Source organism: Pseudomonas qingdaonensis, from assembly GCF_018398475.1.
Taxonomy (GTDB): Bacteria; Pseudomonadota; Gammaproteobacteria; order Pseudomonadales; family Pseudomonadaceae; genus Aquipseudomonas; species Aquipseudomonas palmensis.
In genome coordinates this window covers 2,306,491-2,331,952 of sequence record NZ_CP074676.1, presented here as the reverse complement: position 1 = coordinate 2,331,952, position 25,462 = coordinate 2,306,491, and the positions used below count along the sequence as shown (strand labels likewise).

The 25,462-nt window shown below is 63.5% G+C and carries 23 protein-coding genes; 12 read left to right on the top strand and 11 right to left on the bottom strand.

Annotated features, from left to right (window positions below):
- Positions 1 to 27: 27 nt before the first annotated feature.
- The 3 genes from KH389_RS10620 to KH389_RS10610 all read left to right on the top strand — a co-directional run bounded on the left by KH389_RS10620 (position 28) and on the right by KH389_RS10610 (position 3,331).
- A complete protein-coding gene (locus KH389_RS10620; protein ID WP_213607319.1) occupies positions 28 to 663 on the top strand; it encodes a LysE family translocator in 636 nt (211 codons plus the stop codon).
- A gap of 107 nt (positions 664 to 770) precedes the next feature.
- Positions 771 to 1,454, top strand: coding sequence for a LuxR C-terminal-related transcriptional regulator (locus KH389_RS10615; protein ID WP_213607318.1), 684 nt, complete (start codon positions 771 to 773; stop codon positions 1,452 to 1,454).
- Positions 1,455 to 1,462: 8 nt separating this feature from the next.
- Positions 1,463 to 3,331 (top strand): sensor histidine kinase, encoded by a 1,869-nt coding sequence (locus KH389_RS10610; RefSeq protein WP_213607317.1) that lies wholly within the window; start codon positions 1,463 to 1,465, stop codon positions 3,329 to 3,331.
- An 83-nt stretch (positions 3,332 to 3,414) separates the two neighbouring features.
- Here KH389_RS10610 and katG read toward each other — a convergent pair whose 3' ends face one another.
- On the bottom strand, positions 3,415 to 5,685 hold the full coding sequence (gene katG / locus KH389_RS10605; protein WP_213607316.1) for a catalase/peroxidase HPI: 2,271 nt from the start codon (positions 5,683 to 5,685) through the stop codon (positions 3,415 to 3,417).
- 346 nt (positions 5,686 to 6,031) lie between these two features.
- Between katG and KH389_RS10600 the strand changes: the two genes are divergently transcribed.
- The 3 genes from KH389_RS10600 (at position 6,032) to KH389_RS10590 (ending at position 7,704) form a co-directional block, all read left to right on the top strand.
- Complete coding sequence (locus KH389_RS10600) at positions 6,032 to 6,664, top strand: hypothetical protein (RefSeq protein ID WP_231390775.1); 633 nt, start codon at positions 6,032 to 6,034, stop codon at positions 6,662 to 6,664.
- A 121-nt stretch (positions 6,665 to 6,785) separates the two neighbouring features.
- Complete coding sequence (locus tag KH389_RS10595; RefSeq protein ID WP_213607315.1) at positions 6,786 to 7,295, top strand: autoinducer binding domain-containing protein; 510 nt, start codon at positions 6,786 to 6,788, stop codon at positions 7,293 to 7,295.
- A gap of 76 nt (positions 7,296 to 7,371) precedes the next feature.
- Positions 7,372 to 7,704, top strand: coding sequence for a hypothetical protein (locus tag KH389_RS10590; protein WP_213607314.1), 333 nt, complete (start codon positions 7,372 to 7,374; stop codon positions 7,702 to 7,704).
- Between the two features lie 36 nt (positions 7,705 to 7,740).
- Here KH389_RS10590 and KH389_RS10585 read toward each other — a convergent pair whose 3' ends face one another.
- Positions 7,741 to 8,724, bottom strand: coding sequence for an Lrp/AsnC family transcriptional regulator (locus tag KH389_RS10585; protein WP_213607313.1), 984 nt, complete (start codon positions 8,722 to 8,724; stop codon positions 7,741 to 7,743).
- 97 nt (positions 8,725 to 8,821) lie between these two features.
- Between KH389_RS10585 and KH389_RS10580 the strand changes: the two genes are divergently transcribed.
- Together KH389_RS10580 and KH389_RS10575 are read left to right on the top strand one after the other, a co-directional pair.
- Positions 8,822 to 10,114 carry an MFS transporter gene (locus KH389_RS10580; protein WP_043861683.1) on the top strand — a complete coding sequence of 431 codons (1,293 nt, stop codon included), beginning with the start codon at positions 8,822 to 8,824 and terminating at the stop codon, positions 10,112 to 10,114.
- 88 nt (positions 10,115 to 10,202) lie between these two features.
- On the top strand, positions 10,203 to 11,615 hold the full coding sequence (locus KH389_RS10575) for an amidase (protein WP_213607312.1): 1,413 nt from the start codon (positions 10,203 to 10,205) through the stop codon (positions 11,613 to 11,615).
- A gap of 59 nt (positions 11,616 to 11,674) precedes the next feature.
- Here the strand turns inward: KH389_RS10575 and KH389_RS10570 are convergent, their stop codons facing one another.
- The 3 genes from KH389_RS10570 to KH389_RS10560 all read right to left on the bottom strand — a co-directional run bounded on the left by KH389_RS10570 (position 11,675) and on the right by KH389_RS10560 (position 14,780).
- The gene (locus tag KH389_RS10570; protein WP_078481044.1) at positions 11,675 to 12,952 is read right to left on the bottom strand and encodes an NADH:flavin oxidoreductase/NADH oxidase family protein; all 1,278 of its coding nucleotides are present in this window, start codon (positions 12,950 to 12,952) and stop codon (positions 11,675 to 11,677) included.
- 94 nt (positions 12,953 to 13,046) lie between these two features.
- Positions 13,047 to 13,487, bottom strand: a complete 441-nt coding sequence (locus tag KH389_RS10565; RefSeq protein ID WP_043861680.1) for a MerR family transcriptional regulator — start codon at positions 13,485 to 13,487, stop codon at positions 13,047 to 13,049.
- Between the two features lie 126 nt (positions 13,488 to 13,613).
- Positions 13,614 to 14,780 (bottom strand): MFS transporter, encoded by a 1,167-nt coding sequence (locus tag KH389_RS10560; protein ID WP_078481047.1) that lies wholly within the window; start codon positions 14,778 to 14,780, stop codon positions 13,614 to 13,616.
- A 94-nt stretch (positions 14,781 to 14,874) separates the two neighbouring features.
- On the opposite strand from KH389_RS10560, the gene KH389_RS10555 reads away from it, so the two are divergent.
- Together KH389_RS10555 and KH389_RS27575 are read left to right on the top strand one after the other, a co-directional pair.
- Positions 14,875 to 15,768 carry a LysR family transcriptional regulator gene (locus KH389_RS10555; protein WP_058540394.1) on the top strand — a complete coding sequence of 298 codons (894 nt, stop codon included), beginning with the start codon at positions 14,875 to 14,877 and terminating at the stop codon, positions 15,766 to 15,768.
- A gap of 263 nt (positions 15,769 to 16,031) precedes the next feature.
- The gene (locus KH389_RS27575) at positions 16,032 to 16,382 is read left to right on the top strand and encodes a DUF6124 family protein (RefSeq protein ID WP_153046100.1); all 351 of its coding nucleotides are present in this window, start codon (positions 16,032 to 16,034) and stop codon (positions 16,380 to 16,382) included.
- 348 nt (positions 16,383 to 16,730) lie between these two features.
- Here KH389_RS27575 and KH389_RS10545 read toward each other — a convergent pair whose 3' ends face one another.
- The 5 genes from KH389_RS10545 to KH389_RS10525 form a co-directional block, all read right to left on the bottom strand.
- Positions 16,731 to 16,871 (bottom strand): hypothetical protein, encoded by a 141-nt coding sequence (locus KH389_RS10545; RefSeq protein ID WP_167400183.1) that lies wholly within the window; start codon positions 16,869 to 16,871, stop codon positions 16,731 to 16,733.
- A 228-nt stretch (positions 16,872 to 17,099) separates the two neighbouring features.
- Positions 17,100 to 18,074: a Bug family tripartite tricarboxylate transporter substrate binding protein gene (locus tag KH389_RS10540; protein WP_104572603.1), complete on the bottom strand. Its 975-nt coding sequence runs from the start codon at positions 18,072 to 18,074 to the stop codon at positions 17,100 to 17,102.
- A 170-nt stretch (positions 18,075 to 18,244) separates the two neighbouring features.
- Positions 18,245 to 19,384, bottom strand: coding sequence for a mandelate racemase/muconate lactonizing enzyme family protein (locus KH389_RS10535; RefSeq protein WP_213607311.1), 1,140 nt, complete (start codon positions 19,382 to 19,384; stop codon positions 18,245 to 18,247).
- Positions 19,385 to 19,399: 15 nt separating this feature from the next.
- The gene (locus KH389_RS10530; protein ID WP_213607310.1) at positions 19,400 to 20,521 is read right to left on the bottom strand and encodes a mandelate racemase/muconate lactonizing enzyme family protein; all 1,122 of its coding nucleotides are present in this window, start codon (positions 20,519 to 20,521) and stop codon (positions 19,400 to 19,402) included.
- Positions 20,518 to 22,143 carry a BCCT family transporter gene (locus KH389_RS10525; protein ID WP_100632495.1) on the bottom strand — a complete coding sequence of 542 codons (1,626 nt, stop codon included), beginning with the start codon at positions 22,141 to 22,143 and terminating at the stop codon, positions 20,518 to 20,520. The genes KH389_RS10530 and KH389_RS10525 overlap by 4 nt, the downstream gene beginning before the upstream one ends.
- Positions 22,144 to 22,266: 123 nt before the next feature.
- On the opposite strand from KH389_RS10525, the gene KH389_RS10520 reads away from it, so the two are divergent.
- Positions 22,267 to 23,169 (top strand): LysR substrate-binding domain-containing protein, encoded by a 903-nt coding sequence (locus tag KH389_RS10520; protein WP_078481055.1) that lies wholly within the window; start codon positions 22,267 to 22,269, stop codon positions 23,167 to 23,169.
- 19 nt (positions 23,170 to 23,188) lie between these two features.
- On the opposite strand, the gene KH389_RS10515 is transcribed toward KH389_RS10520, so the two are convergent.
- On the bottom strand, positions 23,189 to 24,118 hold the full coding sequence (locus KH389_RS10515; protein WP_054916486.1) for a LysR family transcriptional regulator: 930 nt from the start codon (positions 24,116 to 24,118) through the stop codon (positions 23,189 to 23,191).
- A gap of 108 nt (positions 24,119 to 24,226) precedes the next feature.
- Here KH389_RS10515 and KH389_RS10510 point away from each other — a divergent pair, with 108 nt between their 5' ends.
- Positions 24,227 to 25,423: an MFS transporter gene (locus KH389_RS10510; RefSeq protein ID WP_078481056.1), complete on the top strand. Its 1,197-nt coding sequence runs from the start codon at positions 24,227 to 24,229 to the stop codon at positions 25,421 to 25,423.
- Positions 25,424 to 25,462: the final 39 nt, after the last annotated feature.

The following is a 25,462-nucleotide window of genomic DNA, read 5'->3' as shown; positions in this document are numbered from 1 at the left end:
ACCCACATCCATAGAAGTGAAGGTTACATGGAGCAGTTCCTGATCATTGCAGCAGCGCACTTTCTGGCGCTGCTGTCACCGGGGCCGGATTTCTTCCTGGTGGCGCGCACCTCCCTGGCCACCAGCTGGCGCGTGGCCAGCGGAGCCTGCCTGGGCATCGCACTGGCCAACGGGGTGTTCATCGTCGCCGCCTTTACCGGCGTGTCGGTGCTGCAGCCGCACAGCACGCTGTTCATCGTGCTGCAACTGGCCGGTTGCGCCTACCTGCTGTACCTGGGCTGGCTGTTCATCCGCCATGCCGGTGCCAGTACGCTGGAGGTTGCCCCGCAGGGGTCGCCGGTACCGTCGCCCGCGGCCACCACCTGGCTGGGCGCCGCCGGCATGGGGGTGGTGTCCGGCATCCTCAACCCCAAGAACGCGCTGTTCTACGCCAGCCTGGCGGCCATGCTGAGCGGGCCGCAGGCAAGCCCTGGCTGGAAGCTGGCCTACGGCCTGTGGATGTTCGGCGTGGTGCTGGCGTGGGACCTGCTGGTGGCGGTGGTGATCGGCAACCGCCACGTGCGCCGCCGCTTCGCCCGTGCCCTGCCGTGGCTGGAGCGGGCCACGGGGGCGATGCTGGTGCTGCTGGCGCTGGGCGTGATCGCGGTAATGGCGCTGGGCTAGCACCGGGGCGTGGGGTAGGCTATAAGGCTTCATTTACCCGTTTTCAGGGATACCTATTGGCCGCTGCATGGGGCACATTCGCCCCCACCGCGCGCCCGAGACTGCCCATGCCTATCCAGACGACTGTTCCCGAACCCACGCTGCTCGCGCCGGTACTGCTGGTGGAGGACGAGCCGCTGATCCACCGCCGCCTGGAAGCCCTGCTGCTGCAACTGGGCTACCGGCCCGAGGCCCTGCTGTTCGCCAGCTCGCTGGCCGAGGCCCGCGCCTGCCTGGCGGCGCAGCCGGTGGCGCTGGCGCTGGTAGACCTGGGCCTGCCCGACGGCAACGGCATCGAGCTGATCGAAGAGATGCACGCCACCGACCCCGGCCAGGCGATTCTGGTGATCTCGGCATGGAGCACCGAAGACACCCTGCTCGCGGCGCTGCGGGCAGGCGCCACCGGCTATGTGCTCAAGGAACGCGACGACCTGGAGATCCTGTTGTCGCTGCGCAGCGTGCTGCGCGGCGGCGCCCCCATCGACCCGTTCGTGGCCCGGCGCATCATCGAGGAACTGCGCCCGGGGGCCGCCCAGCCGGTCGACACCGCCAATGGCGAACGCCTGACCCCGCGTGAAGACCAGATCCTGCGCCTGGTGGCCGAGGGCCTGGGCAACCGCGAAATCGCCGAACAGCTGAACCTGTCGCGCTACACCGTCGAATGCCACGTCAAACGCATCTATCGCAAGCTGGCGGTGTCTTCGCGCACCCGCGCCATCCATGCGGCACGCACGCGTGGCCTGCTCGATTGAGAGGCCTGATGGCGTGCTGGCTGCTCGTCCTGTGCCTGTCGGGTGCAGCGCAGGCTGCAACGCCGGGCGGTGCAAGCTGCACCGTGCAGGTGCTGTCGGTAGCCGCCGCCCAGGGTGATGACCAGGGCAACCGCCCCGAGGCCGGCCCCTGGCAGGCCGTGACCCTGCCCGACGACTGGAGCCGACGCTGGCCGCAGCACGACGGCACGGTGTGGTACCGCCTCCAGTGGCAGCGCGACTGCGCGGCCGGTCAACGCATGCCGGTGGCACTGACGCTGCGCTCGGTGATCATGGCCGGCGAAGTGTTCGTCAACGACCAGCGCCTGTGGCGTGACAGCCAGCTGAGCGAGCCGCTGTCACGCAGCTGGAACATGCCCCGCTACTGGCACCTGCCCGAAGGCCTGCTGCACGAAGGCGTCAACACGCTGTGGGTACGTGTGGTGGGCCTGGCGGTACAGTCACCCGGGCTGGGGCCGGTGTACCTGGGGGATGAGGCCTCGGCACGCCAGCTGTATGAAGAGTTGCTGTGGACCAACCGCTCGTTGTTCGTGCTCAACCTGACCGTCTCGGCGGTGCTGGGCGGGCTGTTCTTCTGTATCTGGGTGATCCGCCGCGAGCAACGGATCTTTGGCTGGTATGCGGCCATGGCCCTGTGCTGGGTGCTGTTCATCGCCAATATACTGATGACCAGCCCCTGGCCCTTCTCCACCACCCTGATGGCTGCGCGCTTCAACGGCATCGCGCTGGTGATGTACGTCACCTGTTTCTGCGTGTTTGTCTGGCGCTTTGGCGGGCAATCGCTGCCGCGCCTGGAGAAGGCACTCTGGCTGTTGACTGCCGCACTGGTGGCCTTGATGGCACTGGCCCCGGATGCCCGCGTCGGCAACGCGCAACTGGTGGCGGTGCTGAGCACGGCGACGGTGTTTTTCCTCAACTGCCTGCAGTTTCAGTTGCATGCCTTGCGCACCCGGCGGCCCGAGCATGTGTGGCTGGCCGCCAGCCTGCTGATATTCATGCTGGCCGGGGCCCATGACCTGCTGATAATGCTGAAGCTGATCGGCGAAACGCCCGCGTGGACACCGCTCACCAGTGTGGTGACGACCCTGTGCATGTCGGTGGTGCTGGGCTTGCGCCATGCGCGCAGCGTGCGCCGCATCGAGCGCTTCAACCTGGAGCTGGCCGAAGGCATCGAGCGCGCTCGCGGGGAACTGGCCACCACCCTCGAACGCGAACACGCCCTGGCGCTGACCAACTCCCGCCTGCAGGACCGCCTGCAGATCGCCCACGACCTGCATGATGGGCTGGGCGGTTCGCTGGTGCGCATGATGGCCATGGTCGAGCAGGCCAGCACGCCGCTGCAGGGCCCGCAGTTTCTGTCGATGCTCAAATTGCTGCGTGATGACCTGCGCCAGACCATCGACAATGGCTCCAGCGCCGGCATCAAGGTGCCGGCCACGCCGCAGGAATGGATCGCCCCTCTGCGCCATCGCTTCACCCAGCTGTTCGACGAACTGGATGTGGCCTGCACCTGGCACTTCGCCGCGCAGTGGCGCACACCGCCCAGCGCCTTGCAGTGCATGGCGTTGACCCGCCTGGTGGAAGAGTCGCTGACCAATGTGGTTAAGCACAGCCGTGCCCGGCATGTGCAGGTTGAGCTGCAGCAGCCGCAGCCCGACAGCCTGGAGCTGAACATCGAGGATGACGGTATCGGCTTCGACGTGCTGGCGGTACAGCGCGCCGGGGTGAGCGTGGGCATGCGCAGCATGCATGCGCGCATCGCCCGGGTGGGCGGTCAGTTGGAGGTGGTTTCGCTGCCGGGTTGTACGCGGCTTGTTGCACGCCTTGCGCTGCAACGGGAGGTGCCGGCCAGCGTGTGAGCCGGTACATTCGCTTCGCCGGCAAGGCCGGCCCCTGCAGGGGTTGTGCTGCTCTGCAGGGGCCGGCCTTGCCGGCGAACGCGCTACTTCACATCGAAACGGTCCAGGTTCATCACTTTGGCCCAGGCCGCCACGAAGTCGCTGACGAACTGCTGCTGCGCATCTGCACTGGCATACACCTCGGCCACGGCCCGCAATTGCGCGTTCGAGCCGAACACCAGGTCGACCCGGGTTGCGGTCCACTTCACCTGCCCGCTTTTGCGATCACGCCCTTCGAACGCCTGAGCGGCCTCGGACACCGGCTTCCACTCCACGCCCATGTCCAGCAGGTGGGTGAAGAAGTCATTGGTCAGCGCCTGCGGCCGCTGGGTGAACACGCCATGGCTGCTTTGGCCCACATTGGCCCCCAGTACCCGCAGGCCGCCCACCAGCACCGTCATCTCCGGTGCACTGAGCGTCAGCAGTTGCGCCTTGTCGATCAGCAGCGCTTCGGCCGGCACGCGGTAGTGCCCCTTGAGGTAGTTTCGAAAACCATCGGCAATGGGTTCGAGAAAGCCGAACGACTCCACGTCCGTCTGCTCCTGGCTGGCATCGGTGCGCCCCGGCGTGAACGGCACCGTGACCGTATGCCCGGCGTTTTTCGCAGCCTGCTCGACACCGGCGTTGCCCGCCAGCACGATCAAATCGGCCAGGGAGATCTTCTTGCCACCGGCCTGCGCCCCATTGAATTCGTTCTGGATGCCTTCCAGGGTCGCGAGCACGGCGGCCAGCTGTTCGGGCTGGTTGGCCTGCCAGAACTTCTGCGGGGCCAGGCGCAGCCGCCCGCCATTGGCACCGCCGCGCTTGTCCGACCCCCTGAAGGTGGAAGCCGCCGCCCATGCGGTGGACACCAGCTGCGCCACCGACAGGCCCGAGGCCAGTACCTTGGCCTTGAGCGCGGCGATGTCGCCGTCATCGACCAGCGGGTGGTCGACCTTGGGAATCGGGTCTTGCCACAGCAGCTCCTCAGCGGGCAGTTCCGGGCCCAGGTAGCGCGACAGCGGGCCCATGTCACGGTGGATCAGCTTGTACCAGGCGCGGGCAAAGGCATCGCTCAGCTGGTCGGGGTTTTCCAGGTAGCGGCGCGAGATCTTCTCGTAGATCGGGTCGAAGCGCAGCGACAGGTCGGTGGTCAGCATGGTGGGGTTGCGCCGCCTGGACGGGTCGTGGGCGTCGGGGATGATACCGGCGCCGGCGCCGCCCTTGGGCGTCCACTGGTGGGCCCCGGCCGGGCTCTTGGTCAGCTCCCACTCGAAGCCGAACAGGTTCTCCAGGAAGTTGTTGCTCCAGCGGGTCGGGGTGGTGGTCCAGGTCACCTCCAGGCCGCTGGTGATGGTGTCCGGGCCCTTGCCGGTGCCGAAGCTGTTCTTCCAGCCCAGGCCCTGTTCCTCCAGGCCTGCCGCTTCAGGCTCGGGGCCCACGTTGTCGGCCGGGCCGGCGCCGTGGGTCTTGCCGAAGGCGTGGCCGCCGGCGATCAGGGCCACGGTTTCCTCGTCGTTCATGGCCATGCGCCCGAAGGTCTCGCGAATGTCCTTGGCGGCGGCGACCGGGTCGGGGTTGCCTTCCGGGCCTTCCGGGTTCACGTAGATCAGCCCCATCTGCACTGCGGCCAGGGGGTTCTCCAGGTTGCGGCCCTGCTCGGTACGGCTTTCTTCGTTGCCGTGCTGCTCGGGTTCGGCCACCAGGGTGCCCTCGCCCGGCGGCTGCATGGCTTCAGGGTCTTTGCCGTAGCGCGTGTCGCCGCCCAGCCATTTGTTCTCCGAACCCCAATACACGTCCTCGTCCGGCGCCCACACGTCCGGGCGACCGCCGGAAAACCCGAAGGTCTTGAAGCCCATCGACTCCAGCGCCACGTTGCCGGTGAGCACGATCAGGTCGGCCCAGGAAATCGCCCGCCCGTACTTCTGCTTGATCGGCCACAGCAGCCGCCGCGCCTTGTCGAGGCTGACGTTGTCGGGCCAGCTGTTGAGCGGCGCGAAGCGCTGCTGGCCGGAGCCGGCACCGCCGCGCCCGTCGCCAGTACGGTAGGTGCCCGCACTGTGCCAGGCCATGCGCACGAACAGTGGCCCGTAATGGCCGAAGTCGGCCGGCCACCAGTCCTGCGAGTCGGTCATCAGCGCGGTGAGGTCCTGCTTGAGGGCCTGGAAGTCCAGGCTCTTGAACGCCTGGGCATAGTCGAAGCCCTCGCCCAGCGGGTCGGCCTGGGGCGCGTGCTGATGCAGGATCTTCAGGTTGAGCTGGTTGGGCCACCAGTCACGGTTGGTGGTGCCACCGCCGGCGGCATGATTGAACGGGCATTTCGATTCAGTTGCCATGTGAGAGCTACCCTTGGTCGAGTTCATGTCGCCAGGCAGCCCTGCCAGGGCGCCGTGGCAACGTGCGAAATCAGTTACACAGGTTGCATCGTCAACGACTCGAACGGCTGAGCGCCGCGATCTTGTCTCTTCATCAGGATGGGTCGGCCAGCTGGCGCCGGCACCGAACTAAGGCTAGTTCGCCGCCCCCGAGTCGGCAAATAGCCGCAGTATTGGTGGGTGATAGCCATAATCTCTTATACGGAACCTGCCAGGGAGCAGAAGGTAGGACAAACGCTCGCTGAGCCGTGCACCGATAACGCAGGCGTAGTCAGGGCGAGCGACCACCCCACGGGAGGCTCGCCCCATGGACATGCGCCCGCGTTCAACCGCCATCCACGAGGCCGGTCACGCCCTGGCCGTGTGGTGGAACGGCCAGCCCATTGCACGGGTGACCGTGCTGACCCACGCCCAGGCCGCCAGCGGCCCGCTGATCGACCTGAACGGGCGTGCGCACTTTGCCGAGGGGCTGGTGGAGGCGGACTACCTGATCGTGCACCCGGCCTTCGCCGCCCGTGGCATTGCCGAATACCTGCCCTCCCTCGTCGAACCCATCGAGCGCGACCTGCTGCACTGCTTTGCCGGGCCCGTGGCCGAAGCCATCCACCGGCACGCACGCTATGACCGGGTCTTGCGCGGCAGCGGCCGTGGCGACCGCTGCCGCGGGCATGAACTGATCAGCCTGTTGCCCGCGCACAAGCTGCTCGATGCCGAGGCCCTGGCCATTGCCCGGTCCGGCTGCCTGGTACGCCGGTACTGGGCGGGGCTGGTAGCAGTGGCCGACCTCTTGCAGGCACGGGGCGTGGTGGACGGCGAGCGAGTCAGCGCGTTGCTGTGCCAGGTGACTGGTGAATCACCGGCACAAGGGCCCGCAAGCCTGCGCGAGCTTGACCCTGAGGGCAGGCCCGACCAGAGGCAGGCAACCCGGCAAAAGCGTTAGCGCTTTTTGCAATAGCGCAAAAAAGCTGAGCTACAGTCGTAAAAGGCGCATCTGATACGCATTTATCAGGAGAAACTGATCTGTATCCACGGATGTTCACATCATGCAGGGATGAGCAACGATGGATCACTGGACAACGGAGCAACTGCGTCAGCTGGTGTGCTCGAAGGACCTGGACAGCCAGTTGGCGCAATTGGAAAAGCTGCTTCGGTGCCTGGGTTTCGACTGCTACGCCTTCAGTTTCACCACCCCGACCTTTTCGATCACACAAAGCAACTGCCCCAACCCATGGGGCGAGAGCTACCGTCGCCATGAGCCTGCGGTCGTTGAGCCCCTGCTTGCGCACAGCCGGCACTCATCCTTCCCGTTGCTATGGACACCAGAGGCTTTCACCAGCCCCCCCGAGTTGTGGGCAGGCGCGCAGGATCACGGCGTTTGCCTCGGCTGGACCCAACCCTTTCACGATGAGCACGGCAGGTTCAGCAGCTTGAGCGTGGTACGCCAACACCCGCCCGTGACCGTCAATGAGCTTTACAGCAAGGGGGCCGCGGTGCTGTGGCTGGTGCAGGTGCTGCATGCGACGGCGGCCGCTCTGGTGAATGACCCGCAGGGGCCGTCATCATCCGAGTGACCCGCAACGGGGTTCGTCAGCGCCACATGGGATATCCTCGCTACCTGGCCCGTTCAAAGATCGAGTGGAAGACCCATTGAAACTGCTGAAGGAAAACAGAGAAATCCTCCTGTCTGGAGAAGAAGCCATCCACCTTGTCGCCGATATCGAATACATGCTCATTTCCCTGAGAGACATTGCCCGCCATTACTACAGGGATGTTGATGGCGACATCAGCCCAGGCGACAGAGCGCTGTACTGCGAAGAGACGACACGGTTCATCGATGAAAACCAGATCACCCGTCGACTGGCCGCCATGCGAAGAACAATCACTGAAAAGTTCGACCTCGAGCTGGGCTGCGACGACATGGATGACATTGAAAGAGCGGTGGCCGAGATGGACTACTGGAAGCCCAAACAGGCAACGTAGCCAGCTACGTTGCTTGCACCAAGGCAGGCATGAACCCTACTCGACCATCAACCCTCGACGCACCCGCCCCGCCCTTTTGTAGGCCCTGACCACCGTGTTGGTCTCACACGAGATGATCCCCTCCAGGAATCCCATGCGGGCAGTCGAGACGGTCCATAGATCATGGATATCACGGCACAGCACATGCCAGAACAGCTGCGAGCCGCCACTGGTGCCAAACAGGCAACGCGTGTGTTCATCCTTCGCCAGTTCCTGGGCAATGCCCTCCGCCGCACCCGGTCGAGTCTGCAACGACACAATCGCCTCTACCCCATAGCCCACCAGCAACGGCTCGAGCTCCACACGAAATGTCAGGGCATTGCTGTCGACGAGCCCACTCAGCATCCGCTGAACCTTCGGCTCACTGACTCCACATGTCTCGGCAAGCACGCCCAGGCTGGCCCTTCCATCCAGGGTCAGGGCGCCGAGTAACCGCATTTCGTCAGCACTCAGGCTCACAGGCCCGGCCAGCACCGGCTCGCTAGGCACCGAACCATCAATGCGCCAGCGGCTGGCTCGTCGGAACGACCTGAGCACCACCTGCGTCTGAACCTGCCTAACCCCCGGCACCAGCGGCAACTCCCGCACCACCATGTCAGAAAGCGCTTCCACGCTGGGCAGGTTGATCTCGGTGAAGATGTCGAACTCGCCCGTTGTCGCCATCACAACCTGCGTCTGTACCCACTGCGCCAGGTGCTGCGCCACTTCGCTCTGACGACCGTCTGCTACCCGAATCCAGGCATGCAGCACCGGGCCACTCCCCACCACAACCGGGTCGAGCTCGCCGATCACCCGGATATACCCATTGTCCATCAAGCGTTGCAGGCGACGCGAAAGCGTACGCTCCGCCACATCGCAGCCGGCACTCAGATCCCGCCAGGTGCCGCGAGGGTTCGCCTGCAGTGCAATCAGGCAGGCCAGATCCGCGTCATCCAACGCAAAATGTCTTTTTTCATCCGAATCAACGGTTGACGAGACCATATCCTTACAATACCTTCGCTCAAGCGGCCAAATTAATACAAAAAAACGCCGCATATGTCTAAAAACAATTACAACTCAAACCCAAAGGCACAAGCCAATGAATTATGCGACTCAAACGTCCGAAGCGGCAAAGCCGCAGGTATCAACCGCGCGCAAAATTGCTGCTGGCAGCATTGGCAATGCGGTGGAGTGGTTCGATTGGACGATCTATGCGTCGTTCGCGGTGTTCTTTTCCACACAATTCTTTCCAAAAAATGACGAAACGGCGTCCCTGCTGGCGACCTTCGCGATTTTCGCCGTGGGGTTCTTCATGCGCCCGATCGGCGGCTGGGCCCTGGGGATCTACTCTGATCGCTATGGCCGCAAATCGGCACTGGGGGTCACCATCCTGCTGATGGCAGGCGGGTCCCTGATGATCGGCATCACCCCCACCTACGAGAAGATCGGCCTGCTCGCGCCGGTCTTGCTGGTGATAGCACGCCTGATGCAAGGCTTGTCGCTGGGCGGTGAATACGCTTCAGCCTCTACCTACCTTGCCGAGTTGGCGCCGGACCACCGTCGCGGGTTCTTTTCGAGCTTTGTGTTCTTCAGCTCCGCCGCGGGCATTCTGACCGCCTCGGCGATCGGCTGGGCGCTGACCACCCTCCTCACCGAGGAACAGATGAGAGAGTTCGGCTGGCGCATTCCGTTCCTGCTCGGCGCCCTGGGCGGTATCGCAGGCATCTGGCTGCGTATGTCGGTACCTGAAGCAGAAGCCTCCACGCCGCCAACCGCAGACAAGGTAGAGAAGCAACCGCTGCGCACCCTGCTGCGCGATTATCCGCGCGAGACCCTGCGGATCGTGGGCTTTTCGATCCTGAGCACCTTTGCCTTCTACCTGTTCGTCATCTACATCCCGACCTATGCCATCCGTGCGCTGCACGTGGAGTCCTCGACAGCGTTCGCTGCAAACACGGTTGCAATGGTCGCGTTCATGCTCGTGCACCCACTCTTCGGCATGCTCTCTGACAAGTTCGGGCGCAAGCCGCAACTGATCGTGTTCGCCCTGGGCTACCTGGTGTTCTTCTACCCGATCATCACCAGCATGCAGCCGACGTTCTCGTCGATCCTGATGGTGGAGCTGTTCGGCCTTATGCTCTACGCGCTCTATACCTCCATCGCCCCGGCAATCATGTCCGAACAGTTCCCCAGCCGCGTTCGCGCCGTCGGCATTGGTGCTCCCTACAACCTGATGGTGGCGCTGCTGGGCGGTACCACGCCGTATCTGCTGACCTGGCTGCAGAGCAACGGTCAGGAGAGCTGGTTCTTCTACTACGTGCTCGCAGGCGCCGCGCTCACGCTTGTGACCTTCATCAAAATGCCGGAAACAGCCGGAAAGCCACTGAAATAGTCACTGGCTCGAACAACGCCATGCAATCCCCGTCAACGAGTATCGGATACGGGGATTACCGACCCACACCGCTTAGAACCTAGAACCCATGCTCGAACGATCCGAAGCCCTATGTTTCCAGTCTGCCCTGCAGATTGCCCATCTGATCGCTACCCGGCAGATCACCTCGCGTGCCGTCACGCACTACTTTCTGGACCGCATTGCTCGCGGCAGCGAGCTCAATGCCTTTACCGCAGTGTTCGCAGAGCAAGCCCTGGCGGCAGCCGATGCCGCCGACAGTGCGCTCGAGGCAGGCCACCCATTGAGCGCTTTGCATGGCGTACCGGTCGCCATCAAGGACAACATCGAAATAGCCCATACCCCGGCATCGGCAGGCTCGTTGAGCCGCCTGAGCACTGTCAGTGCCGTGACCAGCACCGTCGCGCAACGATTGCAGGCGGCCGGAATGGTTATCCTGGGCAAGACCCAGATGACCGAATTTGCGTTCGGCCTGTCCGGGCAGAACCCGACCCGAGGCACGCCCTGGAACCCGTGGGACACAACGCTGCATCGCGCCCCGGGCGGTTCCTCTTCAGGTGCGGCGGTTGCTGTTGCCGCAGGGCTTGTACCTGTTGCAGTGGGGGGCGATACCGGCGGATCGATCCGAGCCCCCGCATCGCTCAATCATCTGGTCGGCTTCAAACCGTCCAGCGGGGTCATCAGCGTGCACGGTGTGGTTCCGCTTGCGCCCAGCCTCGACGTGCTGGGCCCGATCGCCCGTGATGTCGGCGACGCCCATGCACTCACGGCCATCCTTGCCAGCCCGTCTACCGGCAGTGGGTCGAGCGTTCAGGCCGACCTTGCAGGTGAGCTGGTACCAGCCAAGCCGGGCACGGTGTTCGTACTGGACCAGAGCGCGTTCCCAAGTGCGCTGTCCATGGGCGCTCGCCGGGTATGGGATCAGGCCCTGGTCACCCTGGAAAAGGCCGGCTGGACGCTCCAGAGCTGGGTTCCAGAGGATGAGTTGAACATTGGCCGGCTGTCCGAGTGCAACTCGATGATCATTGCCTATGAGGGGTATCGCGAGTTCGGCCACCTTGCACATGACCCTGCGCAGCCGCTCTGGGAGGTGGTGCGCAATCGCATCCTGGCCGGCGCGACCATCAGCCGGGACGACTATGAACACGCCGTTGCACAGCGTGCCCACGCCGCCGAGGCCTTCAGACGAGCGATCGGCTCATCCGGTGTTCTGCTGATGCCGGTCAGCGGTCACGGGGCCCTGCCTCTTGATGACCAGGACGCTGCTCACGTGAGCATCGGCACGTTCAGCCGCGCCAGTAACTACCTCGGCACCCCGGCAATCGCCCTACCCGCCGGATTCGATGAAGCACAGATGCCGATTGGCGTGCAGCTGCTGTCACCGGTATCTACCGACATGCACTTGCTGAACATGGCGAGCGCCATGGCGCCTGCACTGCTGCTTGACGAGCGCAAGCCCGAGCTGGGGCGGTGGGGGCTTTAAGCCCGGAACAACACTCGCGTAGCACCTGGCGCAACGTCTTCAGTGATGTTGCGCAGGTGTCATCCAGGCAGACCATCGCCGTGCGCTGCGATGGTCAGGCCGTTGCAATGCGAAGACTTTTCTACCCATCTCCGGTACCGGCGAGTGCGAAACGCCATGGCGGCCTGTTGCAGGATCAGCGCGAACAACGGTGAAACACTCGGGTCGGGATTTTTATTGCGACTGAGTTTACGCAGTTGAAACTTCACTACAGCCATGTTCGCCAAGGCCGCCATCGCTTTGTTTTTCCAGGTGATCGGCGGCAATTGCGGGGCATTGTCGTTGCCCGCCAGCCACTGGCGAGGCAGGTGCGGGTCGATAGCAAGGGCGGTTCCGATGCCCACCATGTCCACACCGCTCTGCACGACGCTTTCGGCCACCGGGCGGCGGCGTATACCGCCAGTGACCATCACCGGCATGTTGGCGACGGTTTGGATATCACGGGCGAACTCGACGAAATAGGCTTCGCGAGCCAGGGTGCGACCATCGCGCGCGTCACCCTGCATGGCGGGTACCTCGTAGCTGCCCCCCGATAACTCCACCATGTCCACGCCCAGGTCGTTGAGCAACTCAACCACCTTTTTCGCGTCATCGGCGGTGAATCCTCCGCGCTGGAAATCGGCGGAGTTCAGCTTGACCGCCACTGCGAAATCCGCAGAAACCACAGCCCTGACCGCCTTGACGATTTCGAGCAACAGGCGCGCCCGGTTTTCCAGAGGGCCACCCCACTCGTCCGTGCGCTGGTTGGTCAACGGCGAAAGGAACTGGCTCAACAAATAGCCATGGGCAGCATGAATTTCCACGCCAGTGAATCCGGCCTGTTCGCCGAGGCGTGCGGTATTCGCGAAGCGCTGAACAACCTCTTCGATCACGCCTGGGGTCATCGCATGAGGTGTGGCAAATCGCCTGGACATTTTGCCTAGATCCAGCGGCACGGCTGACGGGGCCCAGGTCTTTTGCCCAAGGTTGGACTGCATCTGGCGACCGGGATGATTGATCTGCAACCAGAACTGCGCACCGCCAGACCGACCTGTACGCGCCCAGTGCTTGAACTTGTGCAATTGCTGATCGTCTTGCAACACCACGCCACCCGGTCCGGTCATGGCGCGGCCGTCGACCATAACGTTGCCGGTAATGATCAGGCCGGCACCACCGTCGGCCCATGCTTGATAGAGACGCAGCAGGTCCTTGGAAGGCGCCTGATCGGCGTCCGCCATGTTCTCCTCCATGGCAGCTTTGGCGATTCGGTTCTTGATGGTTGAACCGTTGGGAAGCATCAGGGTGTCGAACACATTCATGGAGCAGCCCTCAACTGAAGAGGAGGCCACCTTAAGATTAAAGTCAACTTTAAGGTCAATACCCTTTTGCGCAGTGCAGCAATGGAGTTTGACCTTAACGCACCGCACGCTTGCCCGGCGCTTTGCCAATGCCTTCTTCACGCAGGCGATTGATCAGCATTTGCGCATTTTCCGCGCACGCCATGCTTTCGGGCTTATCCTCGATGCCCTTGATGACGAGCAGAAGCTGCGCTTTGTTGTGGGCTAGCCGTTGCTGTAGAACAGCGATTTCCTCAACCTTTTGCTTTAGCCCGCTGAGCAATTCATCGTGCTGCCAACCGCTGGCATTCATCGGCATCAACTGCCGAATTTCTTCCAATGAAAAACCCGCCGCCTGCGCTGCGGTGATGACCTCCAACACCCACTTGGTATCAGGCGCGTAGTCCCTGTAACCATTTGCTTTGCGCTCGACAGATTTGATCAAGCCGCTCGACTCGTAGAACCGGATGCGTGAGGGCGCCAAACCACTGATTTTCGCCAGTTCGCCTATTCGCATAACCCACCCTGAACACTCTGTTGACCTTGAAGTTGACTTTAAACCTAAAGCCATCGGGGCGGCCAACCATCACGCATTGAATTCAGGCTCGACCACTGTCGCTACGCCACTGGCATCACTGCCTTGTCACACCACTGTTGATGCAACAGTTCTGGAACGCCAGCCATACGCCAACACCATCAGCAGCCCCAGAGCACCCATCGACGCTCCGGCCAGGGAAATGGCCGGATAACCCAACCCGGCGTTGATCACCGCTCCGCCCAGCGCTGCGCCAATCGCGTTGCCAAAATTGAAGGCGCCAATGTTCACCGCAGAGGCAAGATTGGGCGCGTCCTTCGCTGCTTCCATCACACGCATCTGCAGTGGCGGCACCAGGGCGAAACTGGCGATACCCCATATCAGGATGGCCAGAGCGGCCGGCACCGCCCAACGCATCAGCAGGGTGAACGCCAGCAAGACAAGAATCAGAACGCTCAGCGAGACGATCAAGGTGCGATCTATCGAGCGGTCGGCGGCCTTGCCGCCCCACAGGTTGCCCAGCGTCAACCCCACCCCGAAAAGAACCAGCATGCCAGTGATGTAGGCGGTGGAACCATTGGTCTCGCTGCTGAGGATCGGCGCGATGTAAGTGAAGACAGTAAACATTGCGCTCGACCCGACTACGGTCAGGGCCAACGCGCCCAGCACCGGACCGCGCCCCAGTACTCGAATTTCGGCCATTACACCGACGCTTTGCGACGTCTTCAGGTTAGGCAGGGCGAACCATAATGCGGCCATGGTCGCCACACCGAGGCCGGTAATACCCCAGAAAGCGGTGCGCCAACCGAACAGTTCACCAAACCAGGTGGCCAGCGGCACACCGCCGATGGTCGCCAAGGTCAGGCCCATGAACATCGCCGCCACCGCCCCGGCACGTTTTTCCGGGGCGACCACGCTGGCGGCGACGATGGAGCCAACGCCAAAAAATGCACCATGGTTCAGTGAGGTCACCACCCTGGCGACCATGAGGCTGTAGTAATCGGTGGCCAGGGCTGACATCAGATTACCCAAGGTGAAAATCCCCATGAGCCCGATCAGCAGATAGCGTCGGGGAATCCTGCCGGTGGTCAGGGTCATCAGCGGTGCGCCGAGCAACACGCCCAGCGCATAGGCACTGACCAGCAAACCGGCAGCCGGAATCGAAACGCCCAGATCCTGAGCGATACCCGGCAACATGCCCATGGGGGCGAATTCTGTTACGCCGATGCCAAAGGCACCGATGGCAAGTGCGACAAGTGGTGGATTGATACGCATGGAAGGCTCCTTATCTATGCCGCCAATGCTACGATGCAGTTTTTTAACGCGGTAGATAGCATTTTTGGCAATCACCTTTGCGCAGGAGGCACAAGTGGACTTCAACGGCAGGTCAGGTGAAATGAGCGTGTTCACCACCGTGGCGCACGAAGGCAGCCTATCGGCCGCGGCGCGTGCACTGGGCGTGACACCCTCGGCAGTCAGTCGGGTCATCGCGCGTACCGAGCAACGCCTTGGCACCCGCCTGCTGTTGCGCACCACCCGAGCGCTCGCCTTCACTGCCGAGGGCGAAGCGTTCCTGCGCGGCGCCCGGCGTATCCTGGCCGATATGGACGAGGTCGAAGCAGCGATCGCTGACCAGGGCGTGCCCAGGGGGCGATTGCGGGTCAGTGCCGCCCTTGGCCACGGGCGGCTGGCCATCGTCCCGCTGGTTGCAGCGTTCAGCGCCCGTTACCCGAACATCGTCGTCGACCTTACCCTCGGCGACGAAGTGGTCGACATTCTCGGCGGGCAGGCCGATGTCGCGATCCGCTTCGGCCATCTGCCCGACAGCCCGCTGACCGCGCGCAGGATCGGCGACACCGGCCAGGTAGTGGTGGCATCGCCCGAGTATCTGCAGCGCGAGGGCATCCCCACGGAGCCGGAAGACTTGTTTCAGCACAATTGCCTGCGCTTCAACTTCCGGCGTGCCGAACCCAACTGGCCGTTCATCCGCGATGGAAAAGAGTTTTCCCTGAAGGTCAGTGGCAACATCGAATGCAGCAGTGGTGAAGCGCTGGCACAACTTGCGCGAGTAGGCGCCGGCATTGCACGTATCGGTGAGTTCAGCGTGCGCGAGGATCTGCAGCGCGGCGCCCTGATTCCGCTGCTGGAAGCCTGGAACCCTGGGGACCAGGAACCGATTCATGCTGTGTTCGTCGGCGGGGCGGCAATGCCGGCGCGGGTGCGATTGTTCGTGGACTTCTTGCTGGAACATCACCGGATGTAAGCGCTTGATCTGAAATTCCGGGTGCTTGTGGTGTTGAAGTCACCAAAATGTCGTTACCTCACCAGCACCAATGCTGAAACGGTAACCCCTCCAGCTTCCCCACAAGCCAGAACCTTGAATACCCACCCCCACCCCGTTAACCTTCGCCTATCGCTTTTTGTGTCTGCTGTTTCGTGTCATGGCAGCTGTGCGTGGGGCGCATTCGTGCGCGCCGGGTTCCTTGATTCCCGGTCTACCAACCTGCGTACAGCGCCACCCTTCGTCTGGTAGCGATAGGTGTCGGCTCCACCAATCAAGGGAGCTGCACAATCACAAGAATCGTCCCCGCTCCCCCGCTTGTTAATTCCCGCAAAACCACCTACACCGCCTTCGGCTGTAGCAACGGAAACCACCCTCCCCTGTTTTCCGTCTGCGAAGGCATCGAGCTCGAAGATGCGTTGGTCCATCTGTCGCTACAGATCCAATGCGCCAAGGACACCACCGCACAAGCTTGCGAACGCGCCGACGCGCAGTTCAAGCACCTGCTGGTGGCAGCGCAGCAGTCGCTGGAGATGAGCACCGTGTTGATCGAAACGGTGCTGGACGGCATGGAGGCGCAAGCGGTAGACGCGTAACGACGTGACACCCGGGCCGCAGACGCGGCCCACTGATAGGGGTGCCTATACGCCAAGTAGGAGCCGGCTTTGCCGGCGAAGCGACGCGCGGGCAGCGCGCGGCCTAGAGCGCGCCATCAGATTCAAGGCATGCCCCCCAAACCCAGATGCAATTTCAAGACAGGTGACTGGGGATGTCTTCAGAAAGGCCACCAAAGGATCGCGGTGAGGTTATCAGGTGCCAGTCAATGCTGTTGTGCCAGTCACAAGATCGAGCGCCGCGAGCGCGGCGCTTCGCCGGCAAAGCCGGTTCCTACATGGGCTGCCACGTGCCAACGCCTGTGAGATTCGAGTTGCCAGCCACCACAACTACACCACCAGAATCGCCTCATGCACATCAATTGTCGGAATCGGCACCACACAACGGCGCGTGTCGAGCCACTGGCGCATCTTGCAGGCGTCGAAAATCTGGCCCTCGTCCATCATCGTCAGGATGAGCTTTTGAGACATGTGGTAACACCCACATTTCAGGCAACGCCGCCCTTCCCACCCGGCTGGGCAGTCGATGGCCTCGGCGTGGCCGGCGCAGATCAGACAGCTCATGCAACCCCCTGATTGTTTTTCTGGGCGGGAAGGAACGTGCTGGTTACACCACAAAAAACAGCGTTCGAAAAAGGCATGAAAATTCCGTGCCAAGGCACGTATCTCGACAGATGGCAGCTGTTTCGGGCAGCCGCCTCACTGGCCCCTGCGAAGGTCGTCGATCAGGGTCTTGTACCCGGCCACCTGCTGCTTGACGTAGGTGCGCAATTGATCACCGGTCAGGGCGAACGGCAGCAGCCTGAAGCCGCTGCGAAGCTGGGCGAACTGTTCCGAGGCCAGTAGCTGGTCGAAGGTGTGCTTCCACCAGGCATAGTCCTCGTCGCTGACCCCGGGCCCCAGATAGAAACCCCTGACCACCGGGCAGACGATGTCGTAGCCCTGTTCCCTGGCGGTGGGTACGTCCTTGAGCTCACCACCCAGGCGTTCTTCCGAGAGTACGGCCAGCAGGCGCATCTCGCCGCGCTGCAGGTGCGTGATGACCTCGAACGCATCGGTACTGCTGACTTCGATGTAACCGCCCAGCAACGCCGTGGCGCTTTCGCCGCCGCTTTCCAGGGCGATGTAGCGCAATTCGCCAATATCGATTCCCGCGGCCTTGGCGAGCAATGCGGCCTGCACCCAGTCCTGCCCGCCGGCAGTGCCGCCGGAGCCAAACAGCACCTTGCGCGGCTGCTGCTTCAGCGCCTTGACCAGGTCGTCGAGGTTCTTGTACGGGGAGTCGCTTCTTACCGCGATGGCGCCATAGCTTTTGCCCAGGGCGGCGACCCAGCGTACCGCGCCCTCGTCGAAGCGCCCGAACTTGCCCTGGGCAAGGTTGAGCAGCGACCCGCTGGACCACGCGATCAGGGTGCCCGGCTCTGCCGGCCGTTGCGCGATGATGGTGTTGTAGGTCACCGCCCCGACCCCACCGGGCATGTAGGTGATCTGCATGGGCTGGTCGAACACCTTGTCCTGGGCCAGGGCTGTCTTTATCAACTGGCACATCAGGTCCCCACCGCCACCCGATGAACCGGGCACGATGCACTCGGGCGAAGACGGCGGCGCCGCCAGCAACGAAGTGGCGAACAGGGAGCAAGCAATCGAGCAGATACTGCGCAGGAAAAACGTCATGGCGGTCGCCTGTTATTGTTTTTGGTATGACTTGGCAGTTGCGCACCGGGCGGGTTGTCGCCAGTGCACAACTGCACGTACCAAATCTTAGGCTGTGTAGCTTTCTCCAACCTTGCAGCAAGGCAGCGTACGCTGCCCGCGCCATGACTGCAAAACCGGCACCACGGCAGTTACGCAGCGCCCGCCTGGCGGCCGACGCTCAGCTGCAACTGGGCAACGCGCCCGATCTGCTCCCAGTCGATCTGCAGGCCCAGGCCCGGTTGCTGCGACACCGTCACCTGCCCTTGCGCGTTGGTGCGGATAGGGTTGGCGGTGGCGAACTCGAACAGCTCGACCTCGCACGCCTGTTCGAAGTAGCTGCACACCGGCTGCCCCAGCATCAGGTGCAGGTTGGCCGCCTGCGCCAGCGAATGCCCCCAGCTCTGCAGTTCGACCTTGAGCCCGCTGGCCGCAGCGTGGTGGATGATCTTCAGCGCGGGGGTGATGCCGCCGCAGGTCATCACATCCACCCGCACACGGCTCCAGCACTGCTGGCTGGCGGCAAACGCCACCAGCTGGCTGTCGGTGATGGCGTTGCCGGCGGCCAGCACCGGCACCTGCAGCCGCGCGCTCAAGTGCCGGTACCCGGCCAGGTCGTAGTCGTCCAGCGGCGCCTCGAACCAGGCGTAGCCCAGTTCGCCCAGCACCCGCCCGACCTTGAGCGCGGCGTCCAGGTCGTATCGCTGCTCCACGTCCAGCATCAGCGCCAGGCCCTTGTCGCCGTGGGCCCGCTGAACCTGCTCGAGCAGTTGCAGGTCGCGCGCCGGGTCGCACCAGCAATGGAACTTGATGGCCGCAAAGCCCGCCTCGACCAGTTGCTGCACGGCGTCCACATAGGCCTGCGGCGTGGCCAGCACCGGCGTGCTGGCGTAGGCGTCGATGCGCTCGCGGTAGCCGCCCAGCAGCCTGAACAGGGGCAGGCCCGCCGCCTGCGCCGCGATGTCCCACAGCGCCACGTCGATCAGCGCCTGGGCCTGGGCCGAGCGCGCATAGGCCCTGGGCTTGAAGTGCATCCACAGCCCTTCGCGCTGCAGTGCCGAGCGCCCGAGCAGGTCGGGGATCATGTCGCGCAGCGTCTCGGCCAGTACCGCGTCGGGGTGGTGCGTGGTGTACGAATCGGTAGCCGCCACGCCGACGATGCCGTCGCAGGTGCTGATGCGGATGAAGGTGTGCGTGGTGCACGGTGCCGGTTGCTCCGGGGTCCAGGTGGAGCCGCGCAGCGGCGGCGCGCACACGAACACCTCGACCCGGTCGATGATCTGGTTGTGCATGGGGGCCTCCCGCCTCTAGGTGCGAACGCGATAACGCTCGATCATCGCCTCGTCCAGTATCACGCCAAGGCCTGGGCTGTCGGGCACGCGCACATGGCCGTCCTCCAGTGCCAGCAGGTTGCTCACCAGGCCACGGAACAACGGGCTGTCGCTTTGCGAGTATTCGATCAACTCGCCAAACTCGCTGGCCGCCAGAAAGTGCACGGTGGCTGCCAGCAGGATGCCGGTGCTGAAGCCGTGGGGCACCAGTTGCGCGCCGTGCAGTTGCGCCAGTTCATAGATGTAGCGCATCTCGCTGATGCCGCCGCAGCGGGTGATGTCGGGCTGGATGATCGCCGGGCGCGAAGCCTCCAGAAAGTGACGGAACTCGTGCCGCGTGGCCAGCCCCTCGCCGCCGGATACGCGCAGCCCGGAGCGCTCGGCCAGGTACGCCAGGCCGCGGGTGTCGTCCGAAGGCAAGGGTTCCTCGATCCAGTTGAGGTTGAACTGGCGCAGTGCATCGCATTGCACCAGCGCGTGGGAGTAGTTGCGCCAGCGCCCCACCAGGTCGATCTGCAGTTGCACGTCGTCGCCGATCTCCTCGCGCACCAGTTGCAGCAATGCCTTGTCCCTGGGCAGGTCTTCGCCAAAACCTGCGCCGCCGAGCTTGATGCTGCGCAGGCCCTGGGCCAGCAGGCCGCGTACCCGCTCGCGGTTGCCGGCCTCGTCGGGCCGCGGGATGAAGGTGCCGTAGGCGGCGATGCGCTCACGGTACTTGCCGCCGAGCAGGGTGTGCACCGGCACGCCGTAGTGCTGGCCGGCGATGTCCCACAGGGCGATGTCGAGCGCGCTGATGGCATGGATGGCCACGCCGCGCCGGCCCATGTATTCGCAGTGGCGGTACATCTTCTTCCACAGCCGGTCGATTTCCAGCGGGTTCTCGCCGACCAGGATGTCGCGCAGCCCCTGGCAGGTTTCATGGGATGCCGGGGTTTCGATCAGGGCCTTGACCACGGCCGGCGAGCTGTCGGTTTCACCGATGCCCAGCAGGCCGCTGTCGGTGTAGATGCGCACGATCAACGCATCCTCACCCCACTCGCAGGGCTGGTCGAGCGCAGGCACGCGCAACCAGATCGCTTCTACATCGACTATTTTCATTGCAGGTTTTCCAGAGTTTTCGGGGCGCCCTGGCGAGCTTGGCGAGGGGCCTGTTCGGTGTCGCATGCAGTGCCCTGGGCCAGGCGGGCGGACTGCGCTTCGATCAGGTGTGCGGGCATTGCCGCGTAGTCTTCGCGCAGCCACTTCAGCAGCCCCCAGATCTTCACCATGAGGATGAAGATGAACGGGATGGCGGTGAGGATCACGGCAGTCTTGAGGGTGTTGAGCGAGGCATTGATGTACAGCATCGCCAGCGGCAGCACGGCCAGCATCAGGCACCAGAACAGGCGCAGGCTCGGCGACGGGTCCTGGCCTTCACGCAGGTTGCGGGTGCTGGTCGCGGCCACGGTGTAGGCCACGGCGTCCAGGTGCGAGGCCAGGAACACCAGCATGAGCAGGAAGTACACCACCGACAGCAGTTTGCCGAACGGCAGGCTGGCGAGCAGCATCGACACCGCCGCTTCGCCGCCGGCACCGCTGAGCATGGCCGGGGCATTGACCACATCGGTGACGAACTGGTGAATGGCAAAGCTCTGCAGGCTGCCGAAGAAGAACCAGCAACCGCCGCAGCCGCCCAGGATCATCGCCAGTACCACCTCGCGAATCGTGCGGCCCTTGGAGACGCGGGTGACGAAAATTGCCACGCCCGGCGTGTAGGTGATCCAGTACAGCCAGTAGAACACGGTCCAGTCACGGGAGAAGCCGCCGTCCCCGGTAGGGTCGGTGAACAGGCTCATGTGGATGAAGTTCTGCAGGGTCAGGCCGATGGCGTTGGCGATGTTGCTGACGCTGAACTGGGTGGGCCCCAGCAGCAGCACGACCAGGGCGAACAGCATGGTCATGCCGCAGGCCAGCTTTGCCAGGCGCTGCATGCCGGAGCTGATGCCGATGTAGGAGCTGAGCGAGAACACCAGTGTCACCAGGATCACCAGCGACGCCTTGAGCATGAAGCCGTCGGCAAGCCCGGTGAGGTCCGACAGCCCCTTGGCCACGGTGGAGGTGGTCAGGGTGGTGGTCAGCACCAGCCCGCCGAAGGTGGCGAACAGGAAGATCAGGTCGATGACCCGCCCGACCGGGCCGTGGGCCTTGTAGCCGGTGATCGACTCGATGATGCCCGCCAGGCTCAAGCCTTTGTTCTTGCGCACATGGAAGTGATACGCCATCGCCAGCGAGGCGATGCCGTAGATGGCCCACGGGGTCACGCCCCAGTGGAAGAACGAGTAGGCGATGCTCATCTCCAGCGCCTGCTTGCTGGCGGCGGTGATGTTCAGGCCCGGGGTGAGGTAGTAGTAGGCCCATTCCATGAACGCCCAGTACATGGTCGCCGAGCCGAGGCCGGCGCAGATGAACATGAAGATCCAGCTGGTGTTCCTGTACTCGGGCTTGCCCTCGCCCAGGCGGATGTTGCCGTACTTGCTCATGCCCAGACCGATCACCAGCACCACGCAGGCAAAGCCCAGTACCTGGACCAGCACACCGAAGGTGGTGGTGGCACGGGTGAAGAGCTGATCGGCCAGTACCTTGGCCTGATCGGGGAACATCATCAAACCGATGACCGTCAGCGATATCACCACGATGCTGGTGAAAATCAGCGTCAGGTCTTTCTGGGTGTTCTGCTGCATAGTGAGTCCCAACTGTTGTAATTATTGGACAGACCCCCGTATTGGCGGGCTCGGCGGCTAATGTAAGCTGGTGCCCAGCGCCGAGAGAATCGCGATTTGGTAATGGACTAATAACGAAGTCTTATGAATAAATTCGCCCTGACCCGCCTGCCGCACATGACCCTGCTGCTGGCCTTCAAGACCGTTGCCGAGCACGGCAGCTTCACCCGTGCCGCCACCGCGCTGCACCTGTCGCAGTCGGCCATCAGCCAGCAGGTGGTCAAGCTGGAGGAGGCATTGGGGGTGACGCTGTTCGTGCGTTCGACCCGTACCGTGGCCCTGACCAGGGCCGGCGCCGCGCTGCTGGACGATATTCGCGCCCCCTTCGACCAGCTGGTGGCCGCCTTCGAGAAATGTGCGCGCAAGGCCGCACCGTCGGTGCTGCACATCGAGGCCGAGCCGGTGATGAGCGCGTTCTGGCTGACCCCGCGCCTGAAGCATTTCACCCAGCGCTTCCCCGCGCTGCGCATCCAGCAACTGCTGAGCACCCAGCGCGTCGAGTTTCCCGACGAGGTGGAGCTGGCGATCAAGTGGGGCACGGCCGACTGGCCGGGTTTCGAGACGCAGTTTCTGATGGGCCTGAACTACGTGCCGATCTGCTCGCCCGCATTGCTCGAAGGGCCCGACGCGCTGCGGGTGCCGGCCGACCTGGCGCGTCACCCGCTGCTGCATGACCGGCATCATCACGACTGGGAAGCCTGGCAGGCGCTGTACCCCACGCCAGGGCTGGAGGTGCGCAGCGGGCACGTGGTCACCGACTCCAATGTGCTCGCGCAGCTGGCGATCGAGGGGCATGGTGTCGCCCTGTGTGCGATCGAGCTGACCGAACGGGCGGTGCGCAGCGGCGAACTGGTGATGCCCTTCCCCGAGCTGGTGATGCCGCATCAGCTGGCGTATTACCTGCTGACCAAGCCGCACAAGCAGATCAGCGATATGGCCCGGCAGTTCATTGCGTGGCTGAAGGAAGAGGCTGGCAACGGGGCGTAGTGCGTGAATGGGTGCCCGATCAGCCCATCAGCTCGACATCCGGAATCGCCGCCACCGTGGTTTCGCGCAGCAGCGCCAGGAACTCGACGACATAGGGTTTCTGGCTGTCTGCCGGCAAGGTGGCAGCCCAGATATCCGAGATAAGCCCCTCGCGGGTGATGGGCCTGGCCGTCACGTACTGACGCTGGAGGTAGGTCTGCACGGCCCAGCGTGGCAGCACCGCAATGCCGCGCCGCGCGGCCACCAGCATCAGGATCGCGACAGTCAGCTCGGCGGTGCGGCGCACAGGCTTGATCCCCGCGGGCCGCAGCAATGAGCGGACAATGTCCAGCGCGTCTTCCTCGATCGGATAGGTCACCAGGGTTTCGTCGATAAAGTCCTCGGCCGTCAAGAACTCGCGCAGGGCCAAGGGGTGGTCGTTGGCAACCAGTGCCACCAGCGGATAGCGAAACAGCCCGTGAAAATCGACCCCTTCCTCGTCCCTTTCGGAGCAGGACACCAGTGCAAGATCGGCGGTGCGCTGATGCAGCAGGCCAACGGGATCGTCGTGATAACCCGATACCAGGTCCACTTCCACCTCAGGCCAGCGTGCTCTAAAGGCATCGACTGCGGGCATGAGCCAGTCAAAACAGGTGTGGCATTCGACAGCGATACGCAAGGTACCGCCGGTGCCTTCGGCCATCTGCAGCAGGTCACGCGTGGTCTGATTAAGAATGGGCACCACTTTGTCGGCGGCTTCCAGCAGCCGCTTGCCAGCCGGCGTAAAGACCACCGGGGAAGACTTGCGAACGAACAATGGGGTGCCGAAAAACTCCTCCAGCGCCTTGATGTGATGGGACAAGGCGCCTTGGGTCAGTCGCATCCAGGACGCGGCGCGGGAGACGCTGCCGCTGTCGCGCAGGGCCACCAGCGTTTGCAGGTGGCGAACATCGATCGGGATTCTGTCCATTAAATTTACTGAGGTTAGGTGACGATATTATTCGTTTGAATAATAGACCTGCGATTTTCATACTTCCAGCCTCGATTTCACCCAGGCAAGACAGAGGCTGCACGCAAGATGAAAAAAACACACATGCACAGGCAGGTCGGCATTCTGGCAAGTGCACAGGCCTTGTTCCAGACGGTTTCGGTTCTGGTGATGACCATCGGCGCACTGGCAGGCGCCCAGTTGACCCACCGCGCCGACATGGCCACATTGCCTATCGCCAGCATGTTCCTGGGCACCGCACTGGCGATGTTTCCGGCCTCGTCATTCATGGCAAACGCCGGGCGCAGGGCCGGCTTTGTACTTGGCGCGGCGCTGGGCGTGACCGGCGGCATGGTCGCTGCCGCCGGTATCTGGTTCGGCTCCCTGGCCCTGCTCGCACTGGGCACCTTCCTGGTCGGCACCTATCAGGCCTTTGCCCAGTTCTACCGTTTTGCCGCAAGCGAGGTCGCGGACGAGAGCTTGCGCCCCAAGGCCATCTCGCTGGTGCTGGCAGGTGGCATAGTCGCTGCACTGCTGGGGCCGGCGTTGGCGCGGTTCGGAGGCCAGTGGATAGGCCCGCAGTACTTCGGGTCATTTGTTCTGCTGACCGTCGTCGCCGTGTTGGGGCTGGGCGTGCTGCTGTTTCTGGACATGCCTGCCACCGAACCACCGGCGGCGGCCCTGGACAAGGGCCGGCCATGGGCCCGGATCGTCCTGCAGCCGACCTACCTGGTAGCCCTGTTCGGCGCGGTGACCGGCTATGGCGTGATGATACTGGCGATGACGGCGACTCCGCTGGCGATGCTCCACCATCACCATCCGCTGGCCACGGCCGCCACCGTCATCCAGTTGCACGTGATGGGCATGTTCCTGCCCTCGTTCTTCACCGGCGCCCTGATTTCCCGGCTGGGTGCGGCGTGGGTGATGCTGCTGGGCGTGATGCTGCTGGCCTTGCACGTTCTGACCACCTGGTCCGGCACGGGCTTCAATGCCTTTGCCAGTGCTCTGGTTCTGCTGGGTGTGGGCTGGAATTTCCTGTTCATCGGCGGCACGGCCTTGCTGACCACAACCTACAGCCCGGCTGAAAAGAGCCGGGCCCAGGCGACCAACGACATGGCGATTTTTGCGGTGGGGTTGACGTGCTCGTTTGGCGCAGGCGGCCTGCTCGACGTGTTTGGCTGGCAGGTGCTGAATGCGCTGCTGCTGCCTTGGCTGGGGCTTGCCGGCCTGATGATCGTATGGCGGCTCGTGGCTGAAAACCGCACCCGAACGCTACCGCAGGGCTAGTGCCGCACGGGGTGTGGCACCCGGGATGATCCGGCAAGC

Coding starts and splice junctions, on each gene's coding strand:
- KH389_RS10620 (WP_213607319.1), top strand. CDS start 28: ATGGAGCAGTTCCTGATCATTGCAGCAGCGCACTTTCTGGCGCTGCTG.
- KH389_RS10615 (WP_213607318.1), top strand. CDS start 771: ATGCCTATCCAGACGACTGTTCCCGAACCCACGCTGCTCGCGCCGGTA.
- KH389_RS10610 (WP_213607317.1), top strand. CDS start 1,463: ATGGCGTGCTGGCTGCTCGTCCTGTGCCTGTCGGGTGCAGCGCAGGCT.
- katG (WP_213607316.1), bottom strand. CDS start 5,685: ATGGCAACTGAATCGAAATGCCCGTTCAATCATGCCGCCGGCGGTGGC.
- KH389_RS10600 (WP_231390775.1), top strand. CDS start 6,032: ATGGACATGCGCCCGCGTTCAACCGCCATCCACGAGGCCGGTCACGCC.
- KH389_RS10595 (WP_213607315.1), top strand. CDS start 6,786: ATGGATCACTGGACAACGGAGCAACTGCGTCAGCTGGTGTGCTCGAAG.
- KH389_RS10585 (WP_213607313.1), bottom strand. CDS start 8,724: ATGGTCTCGTCAACCGTTGATTCGGATGAAAAAAGACATTTTGCGTTG.
- KH389_RS10580 (WP_043861683.1), top strand. CDS start 8,822: ATGAATTATGCGACTCAAACGTCCGAAGCGGCAAAGCCGCAGGTATCA.
- KH389_RS10575 (WP_213607312.1), top strand. CDS start 10,203: ATGCTCGAACGATCCGAAGCCCTATGTTTCCAGTCTGCCCTGCAGATT.
- KH389_RS10570 (WP_078481044.1), bottom strand. CDS start 12,952: ATGAATGTGTTCGACACCCTGATGCTTCCCAACGGTTCAACCATCAAG.
- KH389_RS10565 (WP_043861680.1), bottom strand. CDS start 13,487: ATGCGAATAGGCGAACTGGCGAAAATCAGTGGTTTGGCGCCCTCACGC.
- KH389_RS10560 (WP_078481047.1), bottom strand. CDS start 14,780: ATGCGTATCAATCCACCACTTGTCGCACTTGCCATCGGTGCCTTTGGC.
- KH389_RS10545 (WP_167400183.1), bottom strand. CDS start 16,871: ATGTCTCAAAAGCTCATCCTGACGATGATGGACGAGGGCCAGATTTTC.
- KH389_RS10540 (WP_104572603.1), bottom strand. CDS start 18,074: ATGACGTTTTTCCTGCGCAGTATCTGCTCGATTGCTTGCTCCCTGTTC.
- KH389_RS10535 (WP_213607311.1), bottom strand. CDS start 19,384: ATGCACAACCAGATCATCGACCGGGTCGAGGTGTTCGTGTGCGCGCCG.
- KH389_RS10530 (WP_213607310.1), bottom strand. CDS start 20,521: ATGAAAATAGTCGATGTAGAAGCGATCTGGTTGCGCGTGCCTGCGCTC.
- KH389_RS10525 (WP_100632495.1), bottom strand. CDS start 22,143: ATGCAGCAGAACACCCAGAAAGACCTGACGCTGATTTTCACCAGCATC.
- KH389_RS10520 (WP_078481055.1), top strand. CDS start 22,267: ATGAATAAATTCGCCCTGACCCGCCTGCCGCACATGACCCTGCTGCTG.
- KH389_RS10515 (WP_054916486.1), bottom strand. CDS start 24,118: ATGGACAGAATCCCGATCGATGTTCGCCACCTGCAAACGCTGGTGGCC.
- KH389_RS10510 (WP_078481056.1), top strand. CDS start 24,227: ATGAAAAAAACACACATGCACAGGCAGGTCGGCATTCTGGCAAGTGCA.